The organism is Mucilaginibacter angelicae (genome assembly GCF_042434235.1).
Classification (GTDB): Bacteria; Bacteroidota; Bacteroidia; order Sphingobacteriales; family Sphingobacteriaceae; genus Mucilaginibacter; species Mucilaginibacter angelicae.
Genome location: NZ_JBHLTS010000021.1, coordinates 78683 through 92399, shown reverse-complemented (window position 1 = coordinate 92399; position 13717 = coordinate 78683). Strand labels below are relative to the sequence as shown.

Genomic DNA, 13717 nt, shown 5'->3' with positions numbered 1-13717 from the left:
AACATTGAAAATATTAGGCATCGGGGGCATGCTGGGGCATGACTCCAACGCGGCACTGATCATTGACAATAAAATTGTCTTTGCCGCCCAGGAAGAAAGATATACCCGGGTCAAACATGACCATGTATTTCCGCACCGTGCGATTTCGGACTGTTTACAGGCCGGGGCCATCAACGCTGAAGACATTGATATCGTCGTTTTATCAGAAAAACCCTTTCAGGTCTATTTAAACAATTATCTTGACCGGGCTTCCAGCCGCTTGTTCCGCGGGCTCGGGAATACGAAGGCGGCGGTCAAGCTGACGCGTTCCTTTTTTGAAAAAGAGATCGCCAGGCAGTTTCCGAAGGCGGGAATCAGGTACGCCTGGCACCATTACTCCCATGCGATATCCACTTATTATTCCAGTGGTTTTACAGAAGCGGCATTCTTATGCATCGACGGCAAAGGGGAATTCGCCAATGCTTCCATAGGCTATATAGACCGGGATAATGCGGTGATCAGCCACGAGCTTTCTTATGCCAACGGGCTGGGAATGCTGTATACGCTGATCACGCATTTCCTGGGTTTTCCTTCCTACGGTTCTGAATATAAGGTAATGGGGCTCGCTCCCTACGGCAGGCCGCGCTACGTTGCCCGGATCAGGCAATTATTCCGGGAAGATGAGTATGGCGCCATCAGGCTCTTAAAAAAGTCCGGTTTTCACCCCGACAGCCTTAATAAACTGCTGCCGTGGGTGAGCAAGGTGATGGGGATCGACAGCCGAAAACCCGGCGATGCCCTCACCGGCGTGCATACCGATATTGCGGCCAGTCTCCAGTTCATTTTTGAAGAGTTCATTTTAAAGATCGCCTCATTTGTAAAATCAAATTTCAATACCGATAACCTGCTGTTCTGCGGCGGATGCGCACAGAACTGTGTTGCAGCCGGCAAACTGAGAGACCGCAAGATTTTCGAAAAAGTATATAATTCGCCGGTTGGCGGGGATATGGCCTCCGGTCTTGGTGCCGCGCTGGCTTACCTTCATCAGTCGAAAGCGCTCCGGGACGAAAAGCCGGATTTCAAAGGTTATTACCTGGGTGGCGGACCGGGCAAAGTAAGCTTTCCCGAAGCATCCGGACATATCCTCCCGGTTGCCAAGCAGGACCTGCCCGCTTTCATGGCGGGGCAGCTTGCAGAAGGAAAAATAATCGGATGGGTGCAGGGCGGAATGGAGCTCGGGGCACGGGCCCTGGGGGCACGCTCCATCCTGGCCAGCCCTCTGGTACCGGATATACAATCGGACATGAACCTGAAGATCAAGTTCCGCGAATCGTTCCGGCCTTTTGCCCCGGCAATCCTGAGCGAAGACGTGAGCGACTGGTTCGACATCGACCAGCCCTCCGACTATATGCAGTATACCGCCTTTTTAAAAAAGGAACTGCGGTATACCAATACGGAAGACCATCATTCATTCCGAGAACGGTTAAATTTCCCCCGCTGCAAAATACCGAGCGTGGTGCATGTCGATTACTCCGCAAGACTACAAACCGTAACAGGGACGGAACATCCTGAATTCCACAGGCTGCTCACCGAATTCAAAAAAATAGCCGGCGTGCCCGTTTTGATCAACACCAGCTTCAACGTGAACGGGCAGCCGATCGTCCGCACCGCTGACGAAGCCTGGGAATGTTTTATCAATACGGATATTGACCTGCTGGTGACCGGGGACGTCGTTTATCAAAACCCATTTCATAAAACCAGGGACCAAAAACTACAATGGCTAAAGCAGTTCGAGAATTATTCAAGATAATTATTTTCAGTATCCTTAAATTAATATTACCGGGCAGCCGGAATGGCTGGAAAGAGGTCAACCGGAAAAATGAAACGGATCTGCGGTAATGGCAAAAGGAAACATGACCGAGATCTCTGTTATTATCCCGAGCTACAACCCGGACGCCGGGAACATCAATGCGGTGCTGCAGGCACTCCGGGCGCAGACCTATCCCTGTTTCAACTGGGAACTGATCATCGTTGACAACAATTCAACCAACGGTGTGCTGCAAAATATAGATCTTTCATGGCATGGCATGGCGGTCGTGATCAGGGAACAAAAACAAGGGCTTACCTACAGCCGCCTGGCCGGCTTCAAAGCGGCCAAAGGAAGGATTGTTGTCATGGTCGATGACGACAACCTGCTGGATCCAGGGTATCTTGACAACGTGGCTGTCATTTTCAGTGCGGACAGCACCTTAGGTGCCGCAGGCGGTAAATCGGTACCGATTTTCGAAACGCCGCCCCCTGCCTGGCTGAAAGAATTCTACGGCAGTCTTGCACTGCGCGACCCCGGTGACGAAATACTGACCAGCAAATGGGAAGAAGTTTACCCCGCCGCGGCCCCTATCGGTGCCGGCATGGCGATCCGGAAAACGGCGCTGCGGTCTTACCTGGAAAAGACCGGCGGCGTTAAACAGGTCATTGCCGACCGGAGCGGCAGCTCACTGGCCTCGGGCGGCGACAACGATATCGTACTGGAGATCTTAAGATCAGGCTGGCGGACCGGCTATTACCCCGCGCTGAGCCTGAAACATATCATCCCCGCCGCGCGAATGCAGCCGGGCTATGTTGCGAAACTCCTGAACAATACCAATAAATCCTGGGTTCAGGTGCTGGCAAGCCATCAGATCAGTCCCTGGAAAAAAATACCGAAATGGACCCTGCCTTTCAGAAAGGCCAGGTCCTGGTTCAGCTGCCGTGCGTGGAAAAGCCCGGCTCAATATATTAAGTGGCAGGCCGCCTGCGGCCTGTTCGAAGGCCAGGCCGCTATTAACTGATGAAGAAACATAATTATGCTATAGACCTGTTCAGGTTCCTCGCTGCATTGATGGTTGTCCTGTTTCACCTGAACCAGGCCATCGAACCGGCGAACAACTGGTACCGGAACACCGTGAAGTACGGCTGGCTGGGCGTACCTGTATTTTTTGTGATCAGCGGTTACTGTATCATGCTTTCTGCCTTCCAGGCAGCAAACAGCATGGATTTTCTGAGCAGGCGGTTTTTCAGGATCTATCCCCCCTATTGGGCCAGCCTCCTTGTCGTTCTTCTTGCTGCCTGCGTTCAAAAACTTTATCTGGGAGCAAACGCCGTCCATAACCTGCCAAGGAATGCCGCCGCCATCCTGGCGAACATGACGCTGGCTACGGCACCGCTGACCGCTGTCGAAACCAGTAACTGGGTCTATTGGTCGCTGACCTGCGAACTGCTGTTCTACGTAACCGTAGCGCTGGCACTCCTTGCCGGGAAGGATAAGGTCATCTATAGCCTTACAGGGACCTCTCTATTAGCGGCGTTTTTACCGGTCCAGCATGAAGGGCTGCTGTTCTTCCTTGACCAGTGGCCGGCATTGGGCCTGGGTCTATCCGTCTTTTATTTTTTCAGGATCACAGACCGGATTTCCGGTTTCGGCTTTGCATCTTTGCTGCTGATCAATTTATACGGCCTGCTTAACAGTTCCGTTTACCAAAACGATTACAAGCTCGTCACCATAGCAGCGACGGGCCTGGTGCTGGGCAGCAATTACATAAAGATTCCCCGGAATATTTGCTCAGCGCTGGGCCTGTATTCCTATTCCGTGTACCTGATCCATGTTCCGATCGGGGTATTCGTCCTGGGACTGACCGAAAGTGAGGCGGTTAAGCGGCAGCCGGTATGGAACCTGATCTACGACCTGTCCGTCTACCTGGTTGTCAGCATCATCGCCCGGCAGATGTACCGGAGGATCGAACAGCCGGCCATACATTATGGCAGGAAATTTTCACAGCAATACTTCAGGGGCCATAAAGGCAAAACAGCAATATGATCCAGCAGTTCATCGATATCCTGTACCGTCACCCCATGTCTGAGCTGAAAAGACGCGCCCGCTTCGGCGGCCTGCTCAGCTACGGGCAGATGATGGCCAACCGGCGGTCAATGGAAAAAGCGTCGGGCCGCCTTCCGGCGGTCATCTCCCGGCCTGCCGGCCTGCCGGTCCATTTTTTAACCGGGAAAAAATATCTGTACCAGACCTTGTTCTGCATCAGCTCACTGCACCGTTTCAGCGGGGATCAATTCAGGTTCATCCTGGTCGACGACGGCACCTTCGATGAGCACATGATCAGGCAGATCGAAAAACAGCTGCCGGGGGCCGCCATTTTTCTACAGGCCGATATTGAACAGCGGCTTGATCTGCTCCTTCCTGCTGCGAATTACCCGGTCTTAAGACATAAGCGTATGGTTTACCCCCATATTAAAAAGCTGACCGACATCCATACCCTGCCGGGAGCGGACTGGAAACTGGTATTGGATTCCGATATGTTGTTCTTTGATGATCCTGTGGAGCTGACCAACTGGCTCCGCGAGCCTTCAGCACCTTTGTATATGACAGATTGTACAGAATCTTATGGTTATTCAACCATCCTGATGGAAAAACTGGCCGGTGCCCGCATCCCTTCTTTGTTGAATGTAGGCGCCATCGGCCTGCAGGGCAGTTCCATCAATTGGGAAAAACTGGAGCACTGGATCAGGGTGCTCGAAGAAAAAGAAGGCAGCACCTATTACCTGGAGCAGGCGCTTTCGGCGATGCTGACCGCCGGCAGCACCGCGGCAGTGCTGCCGGCAGAAAAATATATCGTTAACCCCGGCAGTCAGCTCGTTTCCGCGGGGAGCGGCGTTTTACACCATTACGTGGATTTATCCAAAAAAGGGTATTACAATAGCGCATGGAGGCAGTTCAGCAATGGATAAGCCACTTATCTCGATCTGCATGCCCGCCTTTAATGCGGGTGCACATATCCTGCAGACCGTCTATTCAGTTATCGGCCAAACGTATGAGCACTGGGAGCTGATCATCATCGATGATGGTTCCACCGACGATACTGCGCAAAAGCTGTCCTCCCTGGCTGACGAAAGGATAATTATCCGACGCCAGGAGAACCTGGGCCAATGTGCGGCCTGTAACGAGGCCTTCCATCTGTCAAAGGGAAACCTGATCAAATTCATGGATGCCGATGATCTCCTTTCCGCAAACTACCTGGAAGCCCAGGAAAAGGCGCTGCGGAACACAACGGATGCCATTGCCTACTCCGCATGGGGCCGGTTTTATGATGATGCGGTCAATGAGGCCAGGCCTGATCCATCACTGGTGACCGGGGATATGCGGCCATTCGACTGGCTGCAGGCATCCATGACCGAAAAGGAAGTGATGCTGCAATGTGCGCTGTGGCTGATCCCAAGAAATATCCTGCTCCGGTCAGGACTATGGGACGAGCGGCTTTCACTGATCAATGATTTTGAGTTTTTTATCCGCATACTGCTCAGGGCGCGGGAACTTAAATATGCAGGAGGCACCATGCTTTATTACCGGAGCGGGCTGCAGGGTTCGCTCTCTGCCGCGACTTCAGCCGCAGCGGCGGAGTCGGCTTATCGCTCGATCGACCTGGGTACCGGCTATCTGCTGGAATTCAGCAGCAGCCCGGAGGTGAAAAAAATCGCAGCAGACTGTTTTCAGCGGTTTATATACAGCTTTTACCCCCGGCAGCCGGTACTCGTCGAACAGGCCGTTATAAAGGTAAAGCAGCTCGGCGGTTCCTCCCTTCCCTTCCCCGCAGGCGGCTATACGCAAATCATGGCCCGGCTACTGGGCTGGAAAATGACCAGGAGGATCAAAAACTTTTTAAACAACCGGTAAGCATGGCAACCTGCAGAGTATATCTTTTTACTTATAAAAGGCACCATTTATTGCCAAGAGCGGTGAACAGCCTGCTCTCCCAGAGCTTAAAGGACTGGGTCTGCGAAGTCCACAATGATTGTCCGGGCGATGACTTTCCCGGCAATTATGTCCGCTCCCTGAATGATGAACGGTTTATCGTTAAAGACCACCCGCTGAACCTGGGCGGAACGGCCAGCTTCAACCTCGCCTACCAAAATATCCGGGAACGCTATATCAGCATCCTGGAAGACGATAACTGGTGGGAACCGGATTTTTTGCGGGAGATGGTCCGGCTCATGGACCGGCATCCCCACCTGAGCATGGCCTGGTGCAATATGAATGTCTGGACGGAACTGGAGAATAACGGCTGGGAGAATACCCACAGCACAGTATGGCCGGACCAGCCGGAAGACCTCGTCTTCACCAGGCTGCATATCAAACAGGCCATGGGCGGGCTCCATTCCAACGGGGCCATGCTGTTGCGCGGAAAAGATGCGGCGAAGTGTGTTATTCCCGACAGCTGCGAACTCAGTATCATTGAAGGCGTGCGGGAACGCGCGATGGCCTTTCCCATTTATTTTCATGCCAGGGCGCTTGCGAATTTTTCGAGGACGCGGCATACGAGCCGCTCGGGGGACGCACTGGTATGGACCTCCGCACAGCTCCTGCTGCTGGCCAGTTTTATCATGACAGCCGGGGACAGGCAGCAGGCCTTTAAAAAATGTCTCGCCTATTACCGCGGGCAAAAACCCAGTCCGGTGGCCAGCTTCTTTTTAGCGAACCTGTTCCTGATCAAACAACCGGAACTATACCGGCAATTTACACCTGCAGACTGGCTGGCCACCGGCAAATGGCTGCTCCGGAATATATTCAGGCTGAGCTTTGTCAGAAAATACCTGGATTCCAACCGGGATACCTATCATTATTTATTAACAAACACGCGGGCGCGATATGCTGACCCGGATGACCAGAACACAAATTGAAAATAGCCCTTATCGTTAATCCGCTGATCCCGGTCCCGCCCAGACAATATGGCGGCATCGAGCGCATCGTTTATATGCTGATCCGGGAGCTGATGAAAAATGGCCACGATGTCAGCCTTTATGCCAGCGGGGCTTCTGACCCGGGCTGCCGCCTGATCGGCTACCGGGAATCTGAAGTTTACGGCATCGGGGATTTCCTGAAGATCAATCTCCTGACCTCCAGGATCGCCTTTCAGGGTTTTGACATCGTCCATACCTTCGGCCGGATGAGTAATATTGCCCTGCTAATGCCGGCAAGGATCCCCAAGATCGTATCTTACCAGCTTCCGCCTACTGTTTCCCAGGTAAAAAAAGCCATGAAGATCGCTTATCCCGAAACGCTCCGCTTCACCGGCTGCAGCGATTATATATCACGGCAAATTGCAGGGTCGGCAAAGGTGACCACCATTTATAACGGTGTGGACCTCAGCGACTATCATTTCAATACCGGCCTGCCCGCCGATGCCCCGTTGGCCTTCCTGGGAAGGATCCAGCAGGAAAAAGGGACGGCGATAGCCATACGGGTGGCCAGGGCTGCAGGGCGAAGGCTCGTCATTGCCGGGAATATCCCTGCGGAGCCGCACCATCAGCAATACTTCGAAAAAGAGGTCAGACCTTTTATCGATGGTGACCAGATCAGCTACGTCGGTCCGGTTGATAACCTACAAAAAAACGAGCTGCTGCGCAATTCGGCCGCCTTATTGATGCCCGTCACCTGGGATGAACCCTTTGGGATCGTCATGGCCGAAGCCCTGGCCTGTGGTACGCCGGTCGTCGGCTTTAACAGGGGGGCGGTGCCGGAAGTGGTCACCCACGGCTATAATGGCTTTATTTGCCGGGAAGAATACGAGATGGCCGCGGCGGTCAGGCAGCTTTCAAAGCTTAGCCGGCATTCCTGCAGGGAGGTCGCTGAAAACAAATTCAGCGCTGCGGTATTGGCAGGTCAATACGAACAACTTTATCTGGAGGCAGCGAACCGGCATTGAAAAACATCACCCTGATCACCACCGGGCAGCCGACAACCAACCCGCGCCTGGTCAAAGAAGCAGAAACGCTGATCAGCCAGGGTTACCGCGTAAAGGTAATCTGCTGTTTTTACCAGTCATGGGCCCTGCAATACGATGAAGAGATCACCTCAAAATATCCTGGTGTATATGTTTATTGCGGCGGGGATCCGCTGAAGGGGAAAATGGCCTATGTCAGGAGCCGGCTGCGGCAAAAATTATCGCTGCTGCTTTTCAAATATTTAAAATACAAAGGGGCGGCTGAAAATGCGATCAGCCGTACCCACACAGAAGCGTTGTCTCTTGCCAAAAGTATCCAAACAGATCTGTATATCGCCCATAACCTCGGTGCCTTGCCCGCAGCGGTCAAAGCGGCCCGGAAACAGGGGGTACCTGTAGGCTACGACGCAGAGGACATGCATACAGGACAATACCTGTCCGGCACTGATGCCATGTACCGGCTTAACAAATACATTGAAGAACAGTATTTCCCCCGGACCAGCTATTTCACGGCTGCGAGTCCCCTGATAGCGGAATACTATGCAGCCCGCTACAATTACCTCGCCCCCCTGGTGATCAACAACGTTTTTCCAAAAACACCATTCGGTATCAGGCAACATGTTGAACAGGGCGGCCCGCTGAAGCTTTTCTGGTTTTCACAGACGGTCGGCCCCGAAAGAGGAATTGAAACCATTGTTAAAGCAATGGCAGGCAGCCCCGGCAGGGTAGAATTGCACCTGCTGGGCAACTGCTCAGCCCGGGACAAAGAAGCCCTGTTATCCCTGGCCGGTCAGACTGGCCTCATGGATGGGCAATTATATTTTCATGACCCGGTCCCGGCCGGAAAGCTGTTCAGCTTTGCCGCGCAGTTCGACATCGGTATGGCGACAGAAACAGGCGTCCCGCTGAACCGGGATATTTGCCTTACCAACAAGGTATTCACCTACATCCAGTGCGGACTGGCCATGATCGCCAGCGATACGCAGGCGCAGAAACTCTTTTTGCAGCAATACCCGGACAGCGGTAAATTATACCGTACCGGTGACGAAGGCTCGCTGCGCGCCTGCATCGATGCTTATTTAATTTCACCCGAACTCCTGCACCGGACGCGTTCATCAAACTACCGCCTGGGACAAACTGAATTAAACTGGGAGTCAGAAAGCAGGCATTTTTTAAAATTGATCGAAACCATTTAAACTGTGAACCGGAATGTTCTTATTATTTCGCCCTATTTCCCTCCTGTTAATGCAGCCGATATGCAGCGTGTCAGGATGAGCCTGCCTTATTTCCGGGCCTTCGGCTGGGATGCCGAAGTGGTCGCCGTGGACCCGCTTTATACAGATATGGGGACTGATGCCCTCCTGTCGGAAAGTGTACCGCCGGAAATCAGGGTCCATACCGTTAAAGCCTTCCCCAAAAGCTTCACCTCCCGCTTCGGCCTCGGGAGCATAGCGCTGCGGTCACTATGGTTCTACAGGCAACTGGTGAACAGCTTATTAATTAAAAAAAAATACGACCTGATCTATTTTTCAACGACGCAGTTCCCGGTATGTATCCTCGGCGCTTACTGGAAAAAAAAGTTCGGTGTCCCTTATGTGGTGGATATGCAGGACCCCTGGCATTCCGGGTATTATCGTGATAAACCCAGGGACCAGCGGCCCCCTAAATACTGGTTTTCCTACCGGCTGAACAAATACCTTGAGCGGCCGGCCATCCGGCATGCCGACGGGCTGATCAGCGTGTCCGACAATTATATCGAAGACCTCAAGGCCCGGTACCCTTCCATCCGGGATGTACCTTCAGCCACCATAACATTCGGCGCGTTCGACCCCGATATGCAGATTGCTGCTGCACACAACGCAGGTTTCAGCAACATCCTGGATCCCTCCTGCACCAATATCGTTTATATCGGGCGGGGCGGGGCGGACCTGCACAAAGCCATTGCCCCCCTGTTCCGGGCCATCGGGGCCGGCAGCGGAAACCTCCCCCGCCTCAAGCCGTTCAGGTGCTATTTTATAGGGACCAGCTATGCGCCGGCAGGCCAGGGCTCGCCATCTATATTGCCGCTCGCCCGCCAATTCGGGATAGCGGAGCAGGTGACCGAACTGACTGACCGGATCGGCTTTTACCATTCGCTGGCGACGCTGCAACGGGCCGACGCACTATTTATCGCCGGCTCTGACGATCCCCGGTATACAGCCTCAAAGATCTTCCCCTACACACTGGCCGCTAAACCTTTGCTGGGTATTTTTAACCCGGCGAGCTCCGCTATCCGCATTTTAAAGGAATATGGCGCGGTGCATGTGTATGACTACGAATCGGTAGAGGCGCAGCAAATCGACGCGTTCCTGAGCGGGCTCCGCGATGACAGTAAGCGGAGCCCGCAGTATGAGCCGCAGGCGATAGCCAAATATTCTGCACAACAGATGACCGCACGGCAGTGCAGCCTTTTTGACAAAGTACTCCAAGAAATCTGACCATTATGCGCCTGGCCATAATAACGACCCATCCCATTCAATATTACGCCCCCGTTTTTAAGCTGCTGCAGGAGCAGCAGGGCTTAGAAATAAAAGTATTTTATACCTGGGGCGAAAAAGCGAAGGAAAAGTTCGACCCCGGCTTTGGAAAAGCTGTCAGCTGGGATATCCCCCTGCTGGAGGGCTATCCCTACCAGTGGGCACTGAACACCTCTCCTGCCCCGGGCTCACACCATTTTAAGGGGATTATTACCCCGGGACTCATCCAGGATATCCGTAATTATGCTGCAGATGCCCTGCTGGTGTATGGATGGGCCTATGCCGGTCATTTAAAAGTGATCCGGCATTTTAAAAACAGGATCCCGGTATTTTTCCGGGGGGACTCGACCCTCCTGGATAAGGAAAAAGGCATCAAACAATTGATGCGTACTATTTTCCTTAAATGGGTTTATCGCCACATTGATCACGCATTCTGCGTCGGCAGTAATAACAAAGCCTATTTTAAAAAGTATGGCCTGAAAGAAAAGCAACTGAGTTTCGCCCCGCACGCAGTTGATAATGAAAGGTTCGGGGCGCCCCAAACGGAAAAAGCCGCCCTGATCCGCAGGAACCTCGGCATCGGGCCGAGCGCGCTTTTGATACTGTTTGCCGGAAAATTTGAGCAAAAAAAATCCCCGCAATTATTATTGGATGCATTTTTAACTTTGAATACGCCGGAGGCACACCTGCTGTTTGTCGGTAACGGAGGCTTAGAGACAAGATTAAAAACCCGTGCCGCCGGAAAAAGAAACGTACATTTCCTGGAATTCCAAAACCAGTCGGCCATGCCCGCTGTCTACCAGGCCTGCGACCTCTTCTGCCTGCCATCCGCAGGGCCGGGTGAGACCTGGGGGCTGGCGGTTAACGAAGCCATGGCTGCAGGAAAAGCCGTACTGGTTTCTGACAAATGCGGTTGCGCTGCCGACCTTGTGAAGCCTGAGAATGGCCTGTGTTTTAAAAACGAAGATATAAACGACCTGATAACGGCCTTAAAAACGCTGACGGCGAGCAAAGTACACCTGGCCGGGCTGGGCCGGGCATCAAAAGCCCTTATCGAAAACTGGAGTTTTTCGATAATGGCCAAAACCTTTACAGATCAACTGCTGGATGAAAAGAACAGACCGGATTAAATTAAGCTTTTTACGTAACTGGCAGCTTCCCGGCCGGGAAAGGCTCAGCCGCTGGCTGAAAACTTCCGCCGCAACGCAGACAGCCCTGATTGATGGCATCACCTGGCTTAACCAGGAAGACCTGGCGGTTTATACCACTTCAGATAACTATATCGAACATATGGTACTGGTCAGCGGCGTATATGAAACTGAAATAAGAACGCTCATCAACCTTTCCCTTAAACCCGGTTTTACGGCATTGGACATCGGTGCGAATATCGGTATTCAAAGTATCCGCATGGCCAACCGGGTCGGGACCGGCGGAAAGGTATATGCATTTGAGCCGCTCGGCTACCTTCAGGAAAAGTTTAAAAAAAACCTGGCTTTAAACCATTGTACCAATGTCAGTCTTTTCCCCATCGCATTATCAGATAAAGAGGAAACCCGGAGCATCCGTATTAACGAGCACAACTGGAACCAGGGAACATTTAGCTTAAACGATACCGGTACCGGGCAGACACAGCAGGAGCTGACGGTCAGGATCGGGGACCAGGTCGCAGAAATTGCCGGCCTGGAACGGCTTGACCTGATCAAGGTCGACGTAGAGGGATTTGAATACCATGTCCTGCGGGGATTAAAAAATACCATTATGCGGCACAGGCCGCGGATCATATTTGAATACGACGCGGCCTACTGGACCCGAACCGGGCAGTCCATTACCGATTGTCTTGCGATGCTGCATCATTGTGGATACCGGACCTACCAAATATATGCGGCAGGCTGTGAACTCATCAGAGATCCGGCCCTGATAGCCAGCGAAAACCTGTTAGCCATACCTGAATAGATGTATCAAAAAAATGTTTCCTATGAAAGACTGATCGTGCTCTACCTGCCCTGGCTGCTGGCGCTTTTGTTTAAAAACGATACCTCTTTATCCTATATGATCGCCTGGACAGGTTCGTTCCTGATCTTTTTTTTAACCTTAAGCGGCTGGGTAAAGCCACTGCCCGGCGACCGCAGCGTTGCAGAGCAGCTCATGCGCCCCATTTTCCTGGTGCATATCATCTTCGCGGGTTACATGGCATGTACCTCCATATTTTACTTTATGAACGCTTTGGGCTACCAGAATTTTGTCAGACAAAATTATGTGCTGGTCAACCGGGGCACACTGGAATATATCGCGCAGTGCCAGCGGTATTATTGCCTGAGCCACGCCGCATTTGTAAGTGGTATCCTGATCTTTATGAATTACCCCGTCAAATCGGCGTATTATATCGAAAAACAAAAGCTGGCCAACCTGCTGATGGGCTTTGCAGTGATCAGCTTTCCTGTATCCGTTTTATTTCTGAAGGTTCCGGGCCTGTCCCAGTTTTATTATCAGCTGAACTCCCTGAGCTTCATCGCCGGAACACTGGCCCTTGCTTTTGCCATCCCCCTGAAAAAAACAGGCAACACGCTGATCTGTCTCTGTTTCTACTTTTTCAACTTTTACCAAGCGCTGATATCCGGTTTTAAGGAGCCTATCATTATCAGCGTACTGGTACTGGGCATTTTTCTTTATCCAAGCTACAAAAAGCTGGTCGCGGCCATTTTCATCCCCGCTTTGCTGATTTTGTTCATGTTCCTTCCGACCTATAACCGCATTTTCAGGCAGAACGCCTGGGGCGGCGACGCCAATACCGAGGAAGCCACACAACTTGCTTTGGATGCGGCACTGAACAGTACGAACGGGGAAGAGGACGATTCCAACTGGGGTTTCCTGATCTACAGGCTAAGCGAAATAGATATGTTTATCAAATTCGTCCAGTCAACACCCAAAAATGTGGACTTCTACGGGCTTTCACTGGTCAAACAATCTGCTATAGTGCTCGTTCCCCGCATATGCTGGCCTTCCAAGCCGATAACCGAAGACCTTGTCATGGAGCGTGTATATGATGCAGGGGTGGTCAACAGGGCATCCAATGTGTCCGCCAAACCGGCCTTCATTGTTGACGCTTACCTCAGCGGCGGGGCCTGGGGCATTTTCCTCTCCATGTTTATCTACGGAGCGGTAGCGCAGCTGATCTCAGCAAAGGCAGAACAATTGTTCGGTGGCTATATTCTGGGCACAGCGCTGATATTCAGCGGTCTCTTCCAGATCCTTTGGAGAGGCCTCAGTTTCGAATTCCTGATCAACTCGGTGTTCTGGAGTTATATGACCATGCTGGCTATTCATAAAATCCTGGTCGCAACGCATGTCTTAAAAGAACGATAACGGCTCCTCCCAATTTCCCGCGGCGGCTATTCATGCAGCCCGGGAATCCCGTACCACCCCGCAGACGAGGGTTTGATAAAAAACACATAG

Annotated in this window: 12 protein-coding genes; all 12 read left to right on the top strand. The window is 52.3% G+C overall.

Annotated features, from left to right (window positions below):
• Positions 1 to 4: 4 nt before the first annotated feature.
• The 12 genes from ACFFGT_RS10165 (at position 5) to ACFFGT_RS10110 (ending at position 13627) form a co-directional block, all read left to right on the top strand.
• Entirely contained in the window at positions 5 to 1789 is a 1785-nt protein-coding gene (locus ACFFGT_RS10165; protein ID WP_377022415.1) for a carbamoyltransferase family protein, read from the top strand.
• An 88-nt stretch (positions 1790 to 1877) separates the two neighbouring features.
• Positions 1878 to 2810, top strand: coding sequence for a glycosyltransferase (locus tag ACFFGT_RS10160; RefSeq protein ID WP_377022414.1), 933 nt, complete (start codon positions 1878 to 1880; stop codon positions 2808 to 2810).
• The gene (locus ACFFGT_RS10155; RefSeq protein ID WP_377022413.1) at positions 2810 to 3835 is read left to right on the top strand and encodes an acyltransferase family protein; all 1026 of its coding nucleotides are present in this window, start codon (positions 2810 to 2812) and stop codon (positions 3833 to 3835) included. Before ACFFGT_RS10160 ends, ACFFGT_RS10155 begins: the two co-directional genes overlap by 1 nt.
• Positions 3832 to 4758: a hypothetical protein gene (locus ACFFGT_RS10150; RefSeq protein ID WP_377022412.1), complete on the top strand. Its 927-nt coding sequence runs from the start codon at positions 3832 to 3834 to the stop codon at positions 4756 to 4758. The genes ACFFGT_RS10155 and ACFFGT_RS10150 overlap by 4 nt, the downstream gene beginning before the upstream one ends.
• A complete protein-coding gene (locus ACFFGT_RS10145) occupies positions 4751 to 5701 on the top strand; it encodes a glycosyltransferase family 2 protein (RefSeq protein WP_377022411.1) in 951 nt (316 codons plus the stop codon). Before ACFFGT_RS10150 ends, ACFFGT_RS10145 begins: the two co-directional genes overlap by 8 nt.
• Positions 5702 to 5703: 2 nt before the next feature.
• The gene (locus tag ACFFGT_RS10140; RefSeq protein ID WP_377022410.1) at positions 5704 to 6705 is read left to right on the top strand and encodes a glycosyltransferase; all 1002 of its coding nucleotides are present in this window, start codon (positions 5704 to 5706) and stop codon (positions 6703 to 6705) included.
• The gene (locus tag ACFFGT_RS10135) at positions 6702 to 7730 is read left to right on the top strand and encodes a glycosyltransferase family 4 protein (protein ID WP_377022409.1); all 1029 of its coding nucleotides are present in this window, start codon (positions 6702 to 6704) and stop codon (positions 7728 to 7730) included. Before ACFFGT_RS10140 ends, ACFFGT_RS10135 begins: the two co-directional genes overlap by 4 nt.
• Entirely contained in the window at positions 7727 to 8944 is a 1218-nt protein-coding gene (locus ACFFGT_RS10130; RefSeq protein ID WP_377022408.1) for a glycosyltransferase family protein, read from the top strand. Before ACFFGT_RS10135 ends, ACFFGT_RS10130 begins: the two co-directional genes overlap by 4 nt.
• Positions 8945 to 8947: 3 nt before the next feature.
• A complete protein-coding gene (locus tag ACFFGT_RS10125; protein ID WP_377022407.1) occupies positions 8948 to 10225 on the top strand; it encodes a glycosyltransferase in 1278 nt (425 codons plus the stop codon).
• A gap of 5 nt (positions 10226 to 10230) precedes the next feature.
• Positions 10231 to 11394 carry a glycosyltransferase family 4 protein gene (locus ACFFGT_RS10120; protein ID WP_377022406.1) on the top strand — a complete coding sequence of 388 codons (1164 nt, stop codon included), beginning with the start codon at positions 10231 to 10233 and terminating at the stop codon, positions 11392 to 11394.
• Positions 11372 to 12217 (top strand): FkbM family methyltransferase, encoded by an 846-nt coding sequence (locus ACFFGT_RS10115; RefSeq protein WP_377022405.1) that lies wholly within the window; start codon positions 11372 to 11374, stop codon positions 12215 to 12217. The genes ACFFGT_RS10120 and ACFFGT_RS10115 overlap by 23 nt, the downstream gene beginning before the upstream one ends.
• Entirely contained in the window at positions 12218 to 13627 is a 1410-nt protein-coding gene (locus tag ACFFGT_RS10110) for an exosortase Y-associated Wzy-like protein (protein WP_377022404.1), read from the top strand.
• Positions 13628 to 13717 lie beyond the last annotated feature (90 nt).

Excerpts from the sequence above, each read along its gene's own strand:
- ACFFGT_RS10115 (WP_377022405.1), top strand. The coding sequence starts at position 11,372 with ATGAAAAGAACAGACCGGATTAAATTAAGCTTTTTACGTAACTGGCAG.
- ACFFGT_RS10110 (WP_377022404.1), top strand. The coding sequence starts at position 12,218 with ATGTATCAAAAAAATGTTTCCTATGAAAGACTGATCGTGCTCTACCTG.
- ACFFGT_RS10140 (WP_377022410.1), top strand. The coding sequence starts at position 5,704 with ATGGCAACCTGCAGAGTATATCTTTTTACTTATAAAAGGCACCATTTA.
- ACFFGT_RS10145 (WP_377022411.1), top strand. The coding sequence starts at position 4,751 with ATGGATAAGCCACTTATCTCGATCTGCATGCCCGCCTTTAATGCGGGT.
- ACFFGT_RS10150 (WP_377022412.1), top strand. The coding sequence starts at position 3,832 with ATGATCCAGCAGTTCATCGATATCCTGTACCGTCACCCCATGTCTGAG.
- ACFFGT_RS10160 (WP_377022414.1), top strand. The coding sequence starts at position 1,878 with ATGGCAAAAGGAAACATGACCGAGATCTCTGTTATTATCCCGAGCTAC.
- ACFFGT_RS10155 (WP_377022413.1), top strand. The coding sequence starts at position 2,810 with ATGAAGAAACATAATTATGCTATAGACCTGTTCAGGTTCCTCGCTGCA.
- ACFFGT_RS10120 (WP_377022406.1), top strand. The coding sequence starts at position 10,231 with ATGCGCCTGGCCATAATAACGACCCATCCCATTCAATATTACGCCCCC.